The sequence below is a fragment of the Lysinibacillus sp. EB271-A1-10B genome, assembly GCF_058791335.1.
The window spans coordinates 1-15,301 of the sequence record NZ_JBYTDL010000022.1 but is presented as its reverse complement, the minus strand read 5'-3'; the positions used below and the strand labels follow the sequence as shown (position 1 = coordinate 15,301).

The following is a 15,301-nucleotide window of genomic DNA, read 5'->3' as shown; positions in this document are numbered from 1 at the left end:
ATTCTAGTTGTTGTAAATTATTTTCTTTGTTAAGTTCTTTACTATATAATATACCTGTCCGAACTATTGTTAAATATTATATTTTAAAAGGTGAGGCGTCATTTATAAAAAAACTACGTGCCCCAGAAAGAGCCTCAAAAAGAGCCCCAGTTAAATGCATTTAAATACACTTAAATAGGAAGGTATAAAAATCTCCGATTTGCAAAACCTTGATGTTATGCACCCATAATAATAAATACATTTGGATAGAAACCAATGTCATAAGTATTGCTTATTGAAAAAGATAATATTAATGTAATTTACTTATGAATAAAAATGAGCTATCATGGGTATTGGAGAAAAGATGCTTTAACAATTTATATAGGCCTTTTCAAAAAGATATTTAGGGGGATCCGCAAATGGCACAAGGTAATTTACACAACAGCCGCGCATCATTCGAAGTTAATGGTAAAACTTATAATTACTATGACTTAGCTGCGATTGAAAAAGCTGGCGTTGCAAAAGTTTCAAACCTTCCTTACTCAATCAAAGTATTATTAGAATCAGTTTTACGTCAATATGATGCATATGTTATCAATGAAGAGCACGTAAACGAATTAGCAAAATGGGGTAACGGCGCAAATCCAGAAGCTGAAGTACCATTCAAACCTTCTCGCGTAGTATTACAAGACTTCACTGGTGTACCAGTAGTAGTTGACCTTGCTTCTCTACGTTCTGCAATGAAAGAAATGGGCGGCGACCCAAGCAAAATCAACCCTGCTATTCCAGTTGACCTTGTAATTGACCACTCAGTACAAGTTGACAAATACGGTAATGCATCTGCATTAGCAGCAAACATGGACCTAGAATTCGAACGTAACGCTGAGCGTTATAACTTCTTAAAATGGGCTCAAACTGCTTATGATAACTTCCGTGCTGTACCACCAGCAACTGGTATCGTTCACCAAGTAAACTTAGAGTATTTAGCTCCAGTTGTACACGTAAACGAAAATGCTGACGGTACTTTCGAAACATTCCCTGACTCAGTAGTAGGTACTGACTCACATACAACAATGATCAACGGTATCGGCGTTCTTGGATGGGGCGTTGGTGGTATCGAAGCTGAAGCAGGTATGCTTGGTCAACCTTCATACTTCCCAATTCCAGAAGTTATCGGTGTTAAATTAGTTGGCGATCTTCCAAACGGAACTACTGCTACTGACTTAGCATTAAAAGTAACTCAAGTATTACGTCAACGTGGCGTAGTTGGTAAATTCGTTGAGTTCTTCGGACCTGGCGTAACTAAATTACCACTAGCTGACCGTGCGACTATCTCTAACATGGCTCCTGAATATGGTGCTACATGTGGTTTCTTCGCAATTGACGAAGAATCATTAAACTACATGCGTTTAACTGGTCGTGACGAAGAGCACATCGCGGTTGTAGAATCTTACTTAAAGTCTAACCACATGTTCTTCGATCCAACTTTAGAGCCAGTTTACACTGACGTATTAGAAGTAAACTTAGCTGAAATCGAACCAAACCTTTCTGGTCCTAAACGTCCACAAGACTTAATTCCACTATCTCAAATGCGTACTCGTTACAAAGAAGTAGTAGTGGCACCACAAGGTACACAAGGTTTCGGTTTAACTGAAGATGAATTCGCAAAAACTTCTGTAGCTAAATTCGCTGAAGGTGATGTAGAAATCCCAACAGGTGCTGTAGCAATCGCTGCAATCACTTCTTGTACAAATACATCTAACCCATACGTATTAATCGCTGCGGGCTTAGTTGCGAAAAAAGCTGTAGAAAAAGGTCTTACTGTGCCTAAATGGGTAAAAACTTCTTTAGCACCAGGTTCTAAAGTAGTAACTGGTTACCTTGAAGATTCAGGTTTACAAACTTACCTTGACGAAATCGGTTTCAACACTGTAGGTTACGGTTGTACAACATGTATCGGTAACTCAGGTCCATTACTTCCTGAAATCGAAGACGCTATCAAAGAGAACGACTTATTCGTAACTTCAGTTCTTTCTGGTAACCGTAACTTCGAAGGCCGTGTACACCCACTTGTAAAAGCTAACTACTTAGCTTCACCACCACTTGTTGTTGCTTATGCACTTGCTGGTACTGTGGATGTTGACCTACAAAAAGATTCATTCGGTAAAGACAAAGATGGCAACGATGTATTCTTCGCTGATATCTGGCCTTCAACTGAAGAAGTTAACGCAGTATTAGGTACTGTAGTTAACCGTGAATTATTCCAAAAAGAATACGAAACTGTATTCACAGCGAACGAAAAATGGAATGCAATTGAAACATCAACTGAGTCTCTATACACATTTGATGACAAATCAACTTACATCCAAAACCCACCATTCTTCCAAGGTCTTGCAAAAGATCCAGAAGCTATTAAAGGCTTAGAAGGCTTACGCGTAATGGCGAAGTTCGGTGACTCAATTACAACTGACCATATTTCTCCAGCTGGTGCAATCGGTAAAGATACACCTGCAGGTAAATATTTAATCGAAAACGGTGTTGCTATCCGTGACTTCAACTCTTACGGTTCTCGTCGTGGTAACCACGAAGTTATGATGCGTGGTACATTTGCAAACATCCGTATCCGTAACCAAGTTGCTCCTGGTACAGAAGGTGGTTTCACTACTTACTGGCCAACAGGTGAAGTAGAGTACATCTATGACGCATGTATGAAATACCAAGAACAAGGTACTGGCTTAGTAGTACTTGCTGGTAACGACTACGGTATGGGTTCTTCTCGTGACTGGGCTGCTAAAGGTACTAACTTACTTGGTATCAAAACAGTTATCGCACAATCTTACGAGCGTATCCACCGTTCTAACCTAGTAATGATGGGTGTTCTTCCACTTCAATTCATGCCAGGTGAATCTGCTGATACTCTAGGCTTAACTGGTAAAGAAGAAATCTCTGTTAACATTACTGACAACGTGAAACCACGTGAAATCTTAACAGTAACTGCTAAATCTGAAGACGGTTCAGTTAAAACTTTCCAAGCTTTAGCTCGTTTCGACTCAGAAGTAGAAGTAGACTACTACCGTCACGGTGGTATCCTACAAATGGTTCTTCGCGCAAAAGCTGCTCAATAATCATTTAAATAAAAACCGATCTCTTAGGAGGTCGGTTTTTGTTTATACATAAAAGGGGAGGCATTGGTTTGCAAAAAGATGAATTGAAAAAACGTGCTTTATCCATTGTTCCGTTACCGAGTCACTATGAGCTAATCATAGAAGAGTATTCTGCAGACGAGAGAGTGATGTTCTCATGGGCGAATGATCAACAGGATGAAAGTATGACTGTTGAGTTAGATTGCACTGGTCATCTCGTATATTTATCAATTGAAACTAATGATACTGTTCCTGAGGCTTATTCTATCTCTACTGAAGATAAGAAAAGGAGTGCGGAACAATTTTTACTCATTCATTATCCAGAAGCTTTAAAAGACTTAACACTTTCTCAAAAGAAAAAACTGTCGCGTGTAGAACGCTTTTCTTTTGAACAGTTTGTTATGGGTGTACCATTAGCACAAGCTGGTTGTTTTATTGATGTTGATGCATTTGGCGATATTGTTAAATTTAGATACGACGGTGTTAAGACGAGTCCTGAAATCCCTTTAAAACTAGTTTCCAAGGAAAGTCTAATGGAATATGTGCGTAATACGTTGGCATTACAACTAGTAATAACAAAATTATCTCGCGATGTTTACAATGTGACGAAGGATGGACTTCATCTCGTGTATGAGGTACATTCATTTTTAAATTTTAAAGCAGATGCATTAAAACCAACTTTAAAGATCATTCATGATGAAAATGAGCCTGAAAGTTATGCTGCTCTTCCTCCTTTGCCAGCTAACTTTACGGCCAATGAAGTAACTAATGAAGCGATCATTGGCATTACAGATGAACTGGAGCTTATTCGAGAAGTAGATATAGGGCCAGAGCTAGGGATGGTGTGGCGTAAGCGGAATTGGGAGATGCAAAAAAAAGATTTAACGATGAACAGCTTTTTTAAAATGCAGTCAGAAGATACAGTAAAAACTTTTATTTCAAAAAAAACTGGTAATATACAAAGCTTTGGATGGTTGCATAAACGCTTAGGAAATCTACAGCTTAATCATGAAGCATGTTATGAAAAAGCAATAGACTTTTTACAAAAAGTAATTCCGGACTACTATCCTTATCTTCAACGATTAATTCGAGGAGATGAAGAAGAGGATGAAAGAGAATCAGACTCATTTATATTCCATGCCCATAATCAAGGATTACCTATTGCTGATATGGTGATTGTCGTTGTAAATTGTACAACTGGACTGATTGATTATTATAGTGGACCGAATTTTGATTTGGATGAACTTCGCCAAATGACTACAGTACCAGCTATTTCTTTGGAAAAAGCGAATCGTCAATTTCTAGAAAATATCGATTTTCAATTGGTTTGGGACAAAAATTACGATGACGAAATTGAGTCTTATCAACTTATCTATCAAGCGTGTGATCGACAAACTAAGTTACCTATCCGGTATATTGACGCGACTACTGGCGAAATTATTGTCAGTAATGTTTAGTGAATTGATTTTTACTATATGGAAGCAAAGCGACAGTACAGAAGTTTCCAATCACTATAGGTGGTGCGGATTAAAGTTATTGTTCGGAACAGTAGTCAGTTGCACTTGGTACAGAACCGATTTCCTGGGAAGTCGGGTTTTTTATCTACTTCTTTCAAAATGAAAGGGTCGGTCTAGAAATTAATCAAAATCGTGGATAGAACTGCCGAAATCGTGGATAGAAACGTCAAAGTCGTGGATAGAACTGCCGAAATCGTGGATAGAAACGTCAAAGTGACGGATAGAACTGTCAGAGCGACGGAAAGAACCCTCTAAACGAGAGATTGCCCCGATTGATTGAAGAATAACCCCGATGAAATGACGGATATCTCACGAAAATGAAACGTAAAACCAAAAAGTTGCGACTTTAACCATCGAATTAATGGTTAGAATCATCAATTAGACGGTTAGTGCCGCAATTTTCAAATCAATTTATCCGCTACAATTCTTCTTCATACTATAAAACTGTAAACAAATTGCGAATGACATAGAAATTACTGCAAAATAAATCAATGTTATTGTTCCCAACTGTAAAGACAATACGACCCCGCCTAAGCTTGCGCCTATTGCACTGCCTAAATAATTTACAGAACTGTTTAATGCCACTGCCGAACTTCCGTTATTCGGCTGTTGTGAGACTAAAATATGTTGTTGAGGTGCCTGGCATGCCCAACCCATTGCTCCCCAGACAAAGAACGGTAAGTATTTTAAAATAGGGAAGTTAAGCATTAAGGGTATGCTAATAATCGATAACGTTAAAGTAAATAAAATGATTGTAACTAAAGTTTTTGGTTTTCCGAAGTAGTCGATTAAGTAACCAATCAATATACTTCCAACCAAGCCACCGAATCCCCATGCCCATAAGTAAATTGTTAAATTACTCGAGCTTGTCATTTCTTCTAAAAGGGGAGAGAGGTATGTGTACAATCCGAGACTAGCAACACTGGCGAAAAATGTTATACATACAGTTATAGTTACTCTTTTATCCAGGAACATTTTTAATCGTTCGTTTAGTGCAGGGGGAGGTGTTGTTGGGAAATCGGGCAGAAACATATGCATACATAAAATAGAAATGACACCGATTATCACTAATAGCCAAAGTGTTACTTTCCAATCAAATAAGTTCGATATATAAATACCTAAAGGAACGCCAAGCACTGTTCCCATACTCATACCTCCTATAGTCAATCCTAGAGCTCTTCCTTTCTTTTCACTTGAAATGAACTTTGTAGAAGCTGCTATAGCTAAAGGTGAAAATAAACCAGCCCCAATCCCTGCAATTGCTCTCGAAAGTAGAAGAATAGAAAAGGTCGGAGCTAAAGCTGTAACGCTATTCGCTATTGTGAAGAGTAGCATTGACCATATTAAGATTTTTTTTATAGGTTTTCCGGCAAGTAAAGAAGAAAATAACGGCGCTGATATTGCGTAAAATAAAGTGAAAATGCTCACTGCCTGACCAGCTTGTGATGTGCTTTTTTGATACGTATCGCTAATTCCTGGGAGAAGTCCTGCGATCACATAAGCATCAAAACCCAAGGCAAACATGCCAAAGGCTAATAATAAAACATTTTTCATAAATTGAACCTCCATAAATTAAAGGTGATAACCTATAACGTTATGTTATAATCGAAGCACCTTCTATATTTAATAGGTTACTAAAAAACCTCGAATATGGAACAATCACTATTTTATAAGGATATAACAAATCGTTATAGGGTATGGAGGGATACAATGAATGTAGAATGGTTACACAGCTTTATTGCTGCCGCCAATCAAAAAAGTTTTTCTAAAGCTGCTCAAATTACGAATCTTTCCCAACCTGCACTAAGTAAACATATACGAAACTTAGAGAATAATCTTGGCATGGAATTATTTCATAGGACTTCCATTGGTATCGAATTAACCGAAGCTGGCGATCGTTTCTACACCCGAATTACACCAGTTTTGATTGAATTAACAGCGATTCGTGAAGAATTGCAGCAATTTAGTCAAAGTAATCCTATTGCGATCGGTGGTCTGCCTAGCTTAGCCACTTACTATTTGCCAAACAAAATGAATGAACTTAAGCAACTTGGTCGACCTATAACATTAATGATTCAAAATACTTCAAATGAACTATTACAATCTTTAGAAAAAGGGAGACTTGATGCAATCTTTGTGGATGCAAAGTATACGGGAGAATCTTTGTGGAATTGGGAGTTGTTTACGGAACCTTATTATGCTGTGTTTCCTTTGAATCATCGTTTTAATTCAAGAATAGCAGTTGATCTTGAAGAACTGTGTGAGGAGCCGCTTATTGTTCATCAAGCTCCTTGTGATTCAAGGAAGGATATAGTAGAACAAATACAATCACTTGGCTACACGCCGAATATCATTAGTGAAGTAAACTTTGGGGATTTTGTCTTTGGCGCAGTAACTTCTGGAATGGGGATTACGATTGTACCAGAATTAATGGCAAAAAATATCGGCCATCTTCAACTTTTTACTTTACCGATTAATAATTTTGGAAGATCCAGAACGATTGCATTGGTTACAAAGCATAAAGAATTAGGTTCGAAATTATATAAATTAATATCAAATTAAATGAAGCTGTCTCCAAGCGTTTCGTGAAGACAGCTTCATTAAATTAATTAAACCCCATTAAATCCTTGACCTTTTTTGTATTTTCCACTGTTGTCAACATTTCTAATAAGCTAAATGCAACATCGAATGCAGTGCCGGGATTGGAGGATGTAATAATATGTTCAGTTCGAACAACTCGTTCGTTGACGATGTCTGCACCATAGGATTGCAGCTGTGCTATTCGTTTACTTGTTGGGTGATTATAAGTTGTAGCTTTTCGATTATGAAGCACTCCGCTATGACCTAAAATGAGGGAAGCTACACAAATCGTCGCAATAGGTTTTTTGTGTTCATCGAAATGACGAACAACCGCCTGGAACTCCTCGCTAAAAGCATCCTCATAAAATCCAGCCTCTTCAAAGCCTCCAGGAATCGCAAGTGCATCAAAATCCTCTAATGATATTTCATGTAGCAATTTTTCAGGAGCTACGTTAAAATTCCATGTACATTGCAGCTTCTGATGTAATCCTACAGTCACGACCTCTGTAGTGCCGTCGCCCTCCCATTTATTCCAGCCAAGTACATCTGTAAAAACACTTGCTTCAACAGCCTCAAAACCATTTGCTAATAGTAATAATATTTTTTTCATGTTGTTAATGCCTCCTTTATACGTTTAATTGTAATGAATAATGATATTCAATAACAGAATCTGTATAATGTAATTTAGAAGATTTGCTTTATAATGAAAGGAAATTCATTAAATCTAGTTTATAAAAAAAGGTGGATACTTATGGATCAAATAGATCATGAAATTTTACAGCAATTACAACGAAATGCAAAAATGTCGATGAAAGAATTAGCGGCTACGGTTCATTTATCTTCTCCGGCTGTTATTGAACGTGTAAGAAAACTGGAAGAGCAGGGGATTATTGAAGGTTACGGTGCTAGGGTTAATTTAAAAAGGATTAATCGCGACATTCAAGCCATTATTTTATTTAAATCCATTGATTGTAAAAGTCTTTCGGATTTTTGTAATGCACACCCCGATGTCCTTGAATGCTATCGTGTCGCGGGTGAAATCAGTTACATTGTAAAAATTGCAACCAATTCAGTAGAAACATTAGAGCAGTTTATTGACGACGCAATGCCTTATGGTACGCCTTCAACGAATATTGTGCTTTCTTCAACAAAAAAAGCGGTCATTGAGACTTCTTTTGATGAAAATTTAGACTAATGTTCCTACAACAATATCGATTGCAGATGTAGCAGGAGAAAAAGATGATTTTAAAATAAGAAGGCTAGACATTCAAAAATTCAAGAATGTCTAGCTTTTTATTAGCTGTTTTTTATATTTGGAATAAGGTACAATTATTGTAAGTATTTGAATTCTCGAAAAATAGGTGCAGGGAAGTGAATAAATCATTGATAATTGCAATAATGGACAATGCATTAGCATTTATTCTATCTTCTCCACTCATACTTATCTATTTTAAAAGCGTTTCTCAGGAAAATTTAGCTTGGCGTTGGATTTTACCCTTTTGGTTTTTAAACCACAATATGATTAGATATTTTGTGTCTTTTGGTGATATCTTTTGGGTGGTGTTAATGTGGCAATTTCTTTTTATTTGGCCAATATGTATAGGTATATATTATTATTTATACAAAAAGGAATATAAATGGGAATTTTATATAGGGTTAAAGAAAAAGCATGTTATTTTTTTCGGAAGCTTAATCGTTTTATGCATTAGTTCACTAGGGATTTGTATGTATGATACAAACAAAAAAGTAATTGCCTTTCATGAACAAGTAATGAAGGAGTTTGAAGATAGCTCTGACCGTCCGCAATATTTGATACAAAATAGTGTTACGCCATCTACTCTGCTTTCTTTGTCCGAGCAAATTAATGAGGTCAGAAATGGAAAAGTGCGTGCGGCAACCTTCCCTTGGAAAAGCAAGGTAATTGTTGTAATGGGCAACGACCAGCAGAAGGAGTTTACTTACGTTCGGTTTAATAAGGGATGGAAGCTTGATGGCATTTACCACGAAAGTAGTTTTGAGTATTTAGAATAAAAGCAACCGTGAAAAGGAGAGCAATAATGCGTATGTTAAAAAATAAAACCTTATTAAAGGAAAACGACTTAAAAGGAATTCTCAGAGAATTAAATAGTGGAGATAGAAGCTGGCAGCAAGAGGACCAAACTCTACTCATACAATCAATGATGATACATATCGGCTCATTAGATAGTGAACTACGAGATAACTTAATTTATGGATCGTTTTATGAATTGATCCGTGAAAAAAACTTACTAGAGCATTCACTTTTAACGGAGCTTTTAGAGGAATGCTTGAATAATTTATTATGTAAGGGTATTGAAGAGGGCGAATCAGATTTAGTTTTTACCCGTACATTTACGTCGCTATTGATTGCCCTAATATTATTTAGAGATAACGCAGACGATTTTTTATCCCAACAAAAAATCGCTGATTGTAAAGATAAAGTACTAGCTTATTTAGCAGTAGAAAAGGATGCAAGGGGCTACGTGCCGGTAAAAGGGTGGGCTCATAGTGTTGCCCATATGGCTGATGCAATCGATGAGTTGGTGAAAAATCCAAAATTAGATAAAGCTTTTTATAGTCAAATTGTTAACGCATTGTGGAACGCCATTTTGCAAGAAAATTATGCTTTCATTCATAATGAAGATGAGCGGATTTTAGTTCCTATTTTCACTATGCTTGAGAAAGGTCTAGAGGAGCATGAGATCATTAAGTTGCTGCAACAATTACCTGCTACTTTAAAAGTAAAAAAAGAACAGCTTGATGTACAGCATCACAGAATTTTAGTTTTTAACTGTAAATCCTTTGTGAAAAGCTTTTATATTATAACAAATGGGAAGCCTAAGTTCGCAGCTCTTCATAAAAGCATCGAAACATGTCTTGATGAATTATAGGAAAATTACTACCAATAGTAGTACTTTGAAATTATTGACAGACGAAAAATAGTCTGTTACGATGAGTGACAATAAAAGCATACAAATTCGTTGATGAGAAAGAGTAGTGTTTCATTTTGTTCTACAGAGAGCCGACATATTGGTGGAAGTCGGTGTGCAAGTGATACATGAAGATCCTCTCTGAGAAGATTAGCTGAACATAGTAAGCTGATTCGGGTGTCTACCGTTAAAAAGAACACGTATGATTGTACGTTGCTGAGTGCTATTGAACGTTACTTCAATAGAATTAGGGTGGTATTCGCGGTTAACCCCGTCCCTTACTTGGGACGGGGTTTTTTGTATGCCTTTTATACAAAATTAATTGTATAGGAGGAACTAATATGCAAGTAGAACAAAAGAAGGAAACTACAGTTGAACGAGAAACACGGATCCGAGCATTGTGGGAGCAAGAAGGCACGTTTACAACATCCGTGACAAATCGTGTTGGACAACAGCCTTTTGTATTTTATGAAGGACCGCCAACAGCAAATGGTTTACCACACGTAGGTCACGCATTTGGTAGAACGATTAAAGATGTAGTAGCTCGTTATAAAACGATGCAAGGCTATTTAGTTGAACGTAAAGCTGGTTGGGATACACATGGCTTGCCTGTAGAGTTAGGCGTGGAAAAAAAGCTAGGCATCTCTGGCAAGCAAGAAATTGAGAAATATGGTGTTGAGGAATTTATTCAAGAGTGTAAGGGAAGTGTCTTTACTTATGAGAAGAAGTGGCGCTCCTTTACAGAGCAGCTCGGTTATTGGATTGATATGGATGACCCTTATTTAACGTTAAGTAATGATTACATTGAGTCCGTTTGGAATATTTTAAGCCATGTGCATAAGGAAAAACTTTTATACAGGGGGCATCGTGTTTCGCCATATTGTCCTAGCTGTCAAACATCATTAAGCTCTCATGAGGTTGCGCAAGGCTATAAGGATGTCAAAGATTTATCGGTAACGGCAATGTTTAAGTTGAAGGACAAAGATGAGTATTTTCTTGGCTGGACAACGACACCATGGACATTACCTGCTAATGTTGCCTTGGCGATGAATTCTAAGCTCGTGTATGTTCGAGTGAAGCAACACGATAAAGTATATATCTTGGCAAAATCATTAGTGGAAAAGGTTTTTACTGAACCCGTTGAAATATTAAGTGAGCATAATGGGCATGAATTTGAAGGTGTATCGTACATTCCACCTTTTTCATACGTAACCGTTGATAAAGGTCATGTCGTTGTGCTGGCCGATTATGTCACAGAGCATAGTGGAACTGGAATTGTTCATATCGCGCCTGCATATGGGGAGGACGATTATAAAACGGTTCAGCAAAATGGCCTATCATTTGTTAATGTTGTTGATTTAAAAGGCTGTTATACAGAAGATGTTCCAGAGCTTGTCGGTAAATTTGTGAAAGAGTGTGATGTCGACATTATTAAAATGCTCGCTAAAGATGAGCTATTGTTTGATAAGGAAAAATATGAGCATAGCTATCCTCATTGCTGGCGCTGTGATTCACCTTTGCTTTACTACGCAACTGATAGTTGGTTTATCAACATGTCGCCATTGAAAGATAAGCTTTTACAAAATAATGAACAAGTAACTTGGTATCCCGATCATATTAAACACGGTAGATTTGGAAACTTTTTAGAAAACTTAGTGGACTGGAATATTAGCCGAAATCGCTATTGGGGAACGCCACTCAATGTGTGGGTTTGTAAGGATTGTGGTCATGAAGAGGCACCAAATAGTATTGCAGCCTTAAAAATGTTATCGAAGAGTACTTTACAAGATATAGAGCTCCATAAGCCGTATATTGATGAGGTTATATGTACTTGTCCAACATGTAATGGGGACATGGAACGCACACCTGAAGTGATTGATGTATGGTTTGATAGTGGTTCAATGCCATTTGCTCAGCATCATTATCCTTTTGGAAACCTCGATACGTTTAACAATCAATTCCCAGCTGATGTTGTCATTGAAGGTATCGACCAGACACGTGGATTTTTCTATAGTTTATTAGCCGTATCGACTTTATTTACAGGTAAAGCACCTTATAAAAATGTACTATCTTTAGGGCATGTTTTAGATGAGCATGGACAGAAAATGTCGAAAAGTAAAGGCAATGCATTAGAGCCAGTTGAACTAATTCAGCAGTACGGGGCAGACGCATTAAGATGGGCGTTTTTAGTTGACAGTTCTCCTTGGAATCCTAAACGCTTTTCAAAGAAAATTGTGATGGATGCAAAATCAAAACTAGTCGATACACTAGATAATACGTTCAAATTTTATCAGCTATATGCAGAAATAGATGGCTTCCAATACGATGCCAATAATACAGGTACTCGTACAAAATTAGATCATTGGATACTATCTCGATTACATCATACGATTCAGTTAGTGACAAAATCGATGGACGATTATCAATTTACACAAGCAACACGTGAAATTGGAAAGCTTGTGGAGGAGCTAAGTAACTGGTATATCCGTCGCTCACGAGCAAGATTTTGGGCTAACGGATTGTCAGAAGATAAGCGTGGTGCCTACAGTACACTGTATGAGCTACTCACGACACTTTGTCAATTACTAGCGCCTTTCACGCCATTTATCGCAGAAGATTTATATCGACAATTATGCGGACAAAGCGTTCATTTGCAAAACTACCCAACATTCAATGAAGCGCTTGTGAATACGAAACTTGAAAAAGAGATGGGGAATATTTTAACAATAGTAGAACTTGGCCGTAGCATCCGTAATAGTCAAAGCATCAAAGTAAAGCAACCTTTAAGTGAAATGATTGTCTCAGTTGACGGTGAGCTAACGGATTATCAACCATATAGCGAGCTCGTGAAAGATGAATTAAACATAAAAGAATGCCTCTGGACAAATGATTTCTCTGCATATGAAACGGTTCATTATAAGCTTAATTTTAAAACAGCAGGTGCAGCATTTGGAGCAAAAGTGAACAGCGTAAAAGAGTACGTAGTGAATTTAAGTGATAAGGAGAAAACTAACTTACAACAAACAGGTTCAGTTGCATTAACGATTGATGGAGAACAACTAACATTGCTAAAAGCTCACGTATTAACTGAATCCATTGTAAAGGACCAATACATCTTAGCCGAAGAAGCTTCTTGTCGAGTCCTTTTGAATGTTCAGCTGACAACTAGTTTACTTGAGGAAGGGCAAATTAGGGAACTTATTCGCACAATCCAAGATACACGAAAAAAATGGCAACTTCCTGTTGAGCAATATATAACGATTTCGATTGCTGGAAGTGCCAAAGCAAAAACGATTATCCAGCAGCACGAAGCATTATTAAAGGCAAATGTGTTGTTACATGATATTCATTATGTGAGTGCCGACCATGTTGAACGGAATATAGAGACAGAAATGTTTGATGAAAAAGTTTCTGTCTATTTTATACTGTAAATTCTGTAATAATCGGGTATACAGAGGAAGTGATCAGGTAAGCTCAGGAGTCAACAGAAAAAAGCTCAGCACAAGTATTTTATTAATAGTCAAGAATTAAAGTAATGCACTATAGATCATTATCACTATATACAATGTGTAACATTCGTTATTTTTAAGCTGAACTAATTTTGATAGTAGTTCAGCTCTTATTTGTGTTTAAAGGTATAGTCTGAAAATATTAATAAAGTAAAGTATATGTGAATTTTTCTATATGTGATTCAAACTGTATAGTTTAGTACAAGGAGAATTCAAGTAAATAATAGCCTGTAGAGAGGAATTATTGGGATAATATGTTAAACTGATAAAAAGGAAATTAAGGACTGATTCAATTAATGGAAATTAGAAAACCTAACGATTTGGAACTAAAAAAGGTATTATCTCTTTCTCCACAAGCCGTTTTTGATGGTACATTAGGTGAGGTAGAACCTACGAAAGAAAAAATTGACCAACTTGTTAAGCCACTTTTGGAAAAGGGAAGCTACTATTTAATAGCAAAAGAAAATGATAAATTAATTGGCTGGATTCTTATAGGGGCTAGTAAAGACCAATTTACGGATAGGATGAATGGATTTATCTACGAACTATTTGTTATAGAAGAATTTAGGGGGAATGGGATCTCCAAAATGTTAATGAGAGCAGGAATTGATCATCTAAAACAAGATGGATATTCAGAAATCCGTCTAAGTGCATTTGCGGGGAATCAAGCAATTAAACTGTATGAAAAATTGGGATTTAGCATTAGGACAGTTACTATGAGTTTGCAGTTATAAACAAACTAACTTATTTCATACGGGTGCTTTACTTCAAGATGGGATTCCTCAGGGATCCCATCTTTTTCATCTTCAACTAACGTCGCGGGTTAGTTGGATTAGATAAATCCTTTTATTACTAAATTAATGGTATTATAAGGGTGCTTGAATGCAAAGAGGTGAGATTATGGATGAACGAAAAAGACGAATGCAGCAAAAAATACAAGTTGTCAAACAAAAAAATCAGAGAACTAATCTAATGAATTTATTTCCAAAACATATTTCTAGTGTGATAGAAAAAAGCGAGTTGATTACGTCTCCAGAATTAGAAAGAATATTAAATAAAGTTCACGAGAAATGGAATTATGAATTACATAAAGTGGATTTTGCGATTAAATATCGTGATTTCAGAAAAGAATTTAGTTGGGAACATGAGGTTATTGACTATGTACAAAGAATTGATTTTGAAAATAAATTAGTGTACTTGTCTTTTGGGATAGGTGATTGTCCAATATTTATTGTTGACGGAAAGTGGGCATTAATGAACTTTAGCATTCTATGGGAACATATCGATCATGATGATATATGGATTATTAGTCAAGATTTTAGCTATGGTGTTCTAGTTACCCTTTATGGAGGATATTTAGAACACGACCCTAACCCAAAAGAAATACTTTATGCAATTACAAAATGGGATCAGGAATCAAAAGGCCTATTAAACTAAAGGAATCATTAATAAAAGATTAAAGAGTTGCATATGCAGCTCTTTTCTTACGATTAGTCAAGTATCTATAATAACTTTCTTAACTCTCTGATATTATTTTGATAAACTGGGCCATGCCGAATAAGCCTAGTGATTTTTCGATTTTTCATAAGGCTTTAGTATGTTAAACTGATGCTACGACTGTACTA

The 15,301-nt window shown here is 36.7% G+C and carries 11 protein-coding genes and 1 other annotated feature; of the genes, 9 read left to right on the top strand and 2 right to left on the bottom strand.

Translation table 11 applies throughout. The annotated features are described in order from the left end of the window. Positions 1-398 precede the first annotated feature (398 nt). A complete protein-coding gene (gene acnA, locus AC3WSK_RS20980) occupies positions 399-3,104 on the top strand; it encodes an aconitate hydratase AcnA (RefSeq protein ID WP_427482482.1) in 2,706 nt (901 codons plus the stop codon). 38 nt (positions 3,105-3,142) lie between these two features. Continuing rightward, positions 3,143-4,579 carry a YcdB/YcdC domain-containing protein gene (locus AC3WSK_RS20975; protein ID WP_492414452.1) on the top strand — a complete coding sequence of 479 codons (1,437 nt, stop codon included), beginning with the start codon at positions 3,143-3,145 and terminating at the stop codon, positions 4,577-4,579. Between the two features lie 471 nt (positions 4,580-5,050). On the opposite strand, the gene AC3WSK_RS20970 is transcribed toward AC3WSK_RS20975, so the two are convergent. Further along, entirely contained in the window at positions 5,051-6,193 is a 1,143-nt protein-coding gene (locus AC3WSK_RS20970) for an MFS transporter (RefSeq protein ID WP_492414451.1), read from the bottom strand. A 156-nt stretch (positions 6,194-6,349) separates the two neighbouring features. Between AC3WSK_RS20970 and AC3WSK_RS20965 the strand changes: the two genes are divergently transcribed. Further along, a complete protein-coding gene (locus AC3WSK_RS20965) occupies positions 6,350-7,201 on the top strand; it encodes a LysR family transcriptional regulator (RefSeq protein ID WP_079563272.1) in 852 nt (283 codons plus the stop codon). A 43-nt stretch (positions 7,202-7,244) separates the two neighbouring features. Here AC3WSK_RS20965 and AC3WSK_RS20960 read toward each other — a convergent pair whose 3' ends face one another. Beyond that, on the bottom strand, positions 7,245-7,829 hold the full coding sequence (locus AC3WSK_RS20960) for a DJ-1/PfpI family protein (RefSeq protein WP_492414450.1): 585 nt from the start codon (positions 7,827-7,829) through the stop codon (positions 7,245-7,247). A gap of 141 nt (positions 7,830-7,970) precedes the next feature. Between AC3WSK_RS20960 and AC3WSK_RS20955 the strand changes: the two genes are divergently transcribed. The 6 genes from AC3WSK_RS20955 to AC3WSK_RS20930 all read left to right on the top strand — a co-directional run bounded on the left by AC3WSK_RS20955 (position 7,971) and on the right by AC3WSK_RS20930 (position 15,113). Beyond that, positions 7,971-8,414, top strand: coding sequence for an Lrp/AsnC family transcriptional regulator (locus AC3WSK_RS20955; RefSeq protein WP_427482489.1), 444 nt, complete (start codon positions 7,971-7,973; stop codon positions 8,412-8,414). Between the two features lie 176 nt (positions 8,415-8,590). Beyond that, positions 8,591-9,250: a hypothetical protein gene (locus tag AC3WSK_RS20950; RefSeq protein WP_492414449.1), complete on the top strand. Its 660-nt coding sequence runs from the start codon at positions 8,591-8,593 to the stop codon at positions 9,248-9,250. A 26-nt stretch (positions 9,251-9,276) separates the two neighbouring features. After that, on the top strand, positions 9,277-10,128 hold the full coding sequence (locus AC3WSK_RS20945) for a DUF2785 domain-containing protein (RefSeq protein ID WP_492414448.1): 852 nt from the start codon (positions 9,277-9,279) through the stop codon (positions 10,126-10,128). Between the two features lie 81 nt (positions 10,129-10,209). Then, positions 10,210-10,449 (top strand) — a binding site (T-box leader). 59 nt (positions 10,450-10,508) lie between these two features. Next, positions 10,509-13,598, top strand: coding sequence for an isoleucine--tRNA ligase (gene ileS / locus AC3WSK_RS20940; RefSeq protein ID WP_492414447.1), 3,090 nt, complete (start codon positions 10,509-10,511; stop codon positions 13,596-13,598). 374 nt (positions 13,599-13,972) lie between these two features. Then, positions 13,973-14,410, top strand: coding sequence for a GNAT family N-acetyltransferase (locus tag AC3WSK_RS20935; protein ID WP_492414446.1), 438 nt, complete (start codon positions 13,973-13,975; stop codon positions 14,408-14,410). A gap of 166 nt (positions 14,411-14,576) precedes the next feature. After that, entirely contained in the window at positions 14,577-15,113 is a 537-nt protein-coding gene (locus AC3WSK_RS20930) for a hypothetical protein (protein WP_427482498.1), read from the top strand. The last annotated feature ends 188 nt before the right edge of the window (positions 15,114-15,301 follow it).

Excerpts from the sequence above, each read along its gene's own strand:
- AC3WSK_RS20930 (WP_427482498.1), top strand. The coding sequence starts at position 14,577 with ATGGATGAACGAAAAAGACGAATGCAGCAAAAAATACAAGTTGTCAAA.
- AC3WSK_RS20965 (WP_079563272.1), top strand. The coding sequence starts at position 6,350 with ATGAATGTAGAATGGTTACACAGCTTTATTGCTGCCGCCAATCAAAAA.
- AC3WSK_RS20955 (WP_427482489.1), top strand. The coding sequence starts at position 7,971 with ATGGATCAAATAGATCATGAAATTTTACAGCAATTACAACGAAATGCA.
- AC3WSK_RS20970 (WP_492414451.1), bottom strand. The coding sequence starts at position 6,193 with ATGAAAAATGTTTTATTATTAGCCTTTGGCATGTTTGCCTTGGGTTTT.
- AC3WSK_RS20935 (WP_492414446.1), top strand. The coding sequence starts at position 13,973 with ATGGAAATTAGAAAACCTAACGATTTGGAACTAAAAAAGGTATTATCT.
- ileS (WP_492414447.1), top strand. The coding sequence starts at position 10,509 with ATGCAAGTAGAACAAAAGAAGGAAACTACAGTTGAACGAGAAACACGG.
- AC3WSK_RS20945 (WP_492414448.1), top strand. The coding sequence starts at position 9,277 with ATGCGTATGTTAAAAAATAAAACCTTATTAAAGGAAAACGACTTAAAA.
- AC3WSK_RS20960 (WP_492414450.1), bottom strand. The coding sequence starts at position 7,829 with ATGAAAAAAATATTATTACTATTAGCAAATGGTTTTGAGGCTGTTGAA.
- acnA (WP_427482482.1), top strand. The coding sequence starts at position 399 with ATGGCACAAGGTAATTTACACAACAGCCGCGCATCATTCGAAGTTAAT.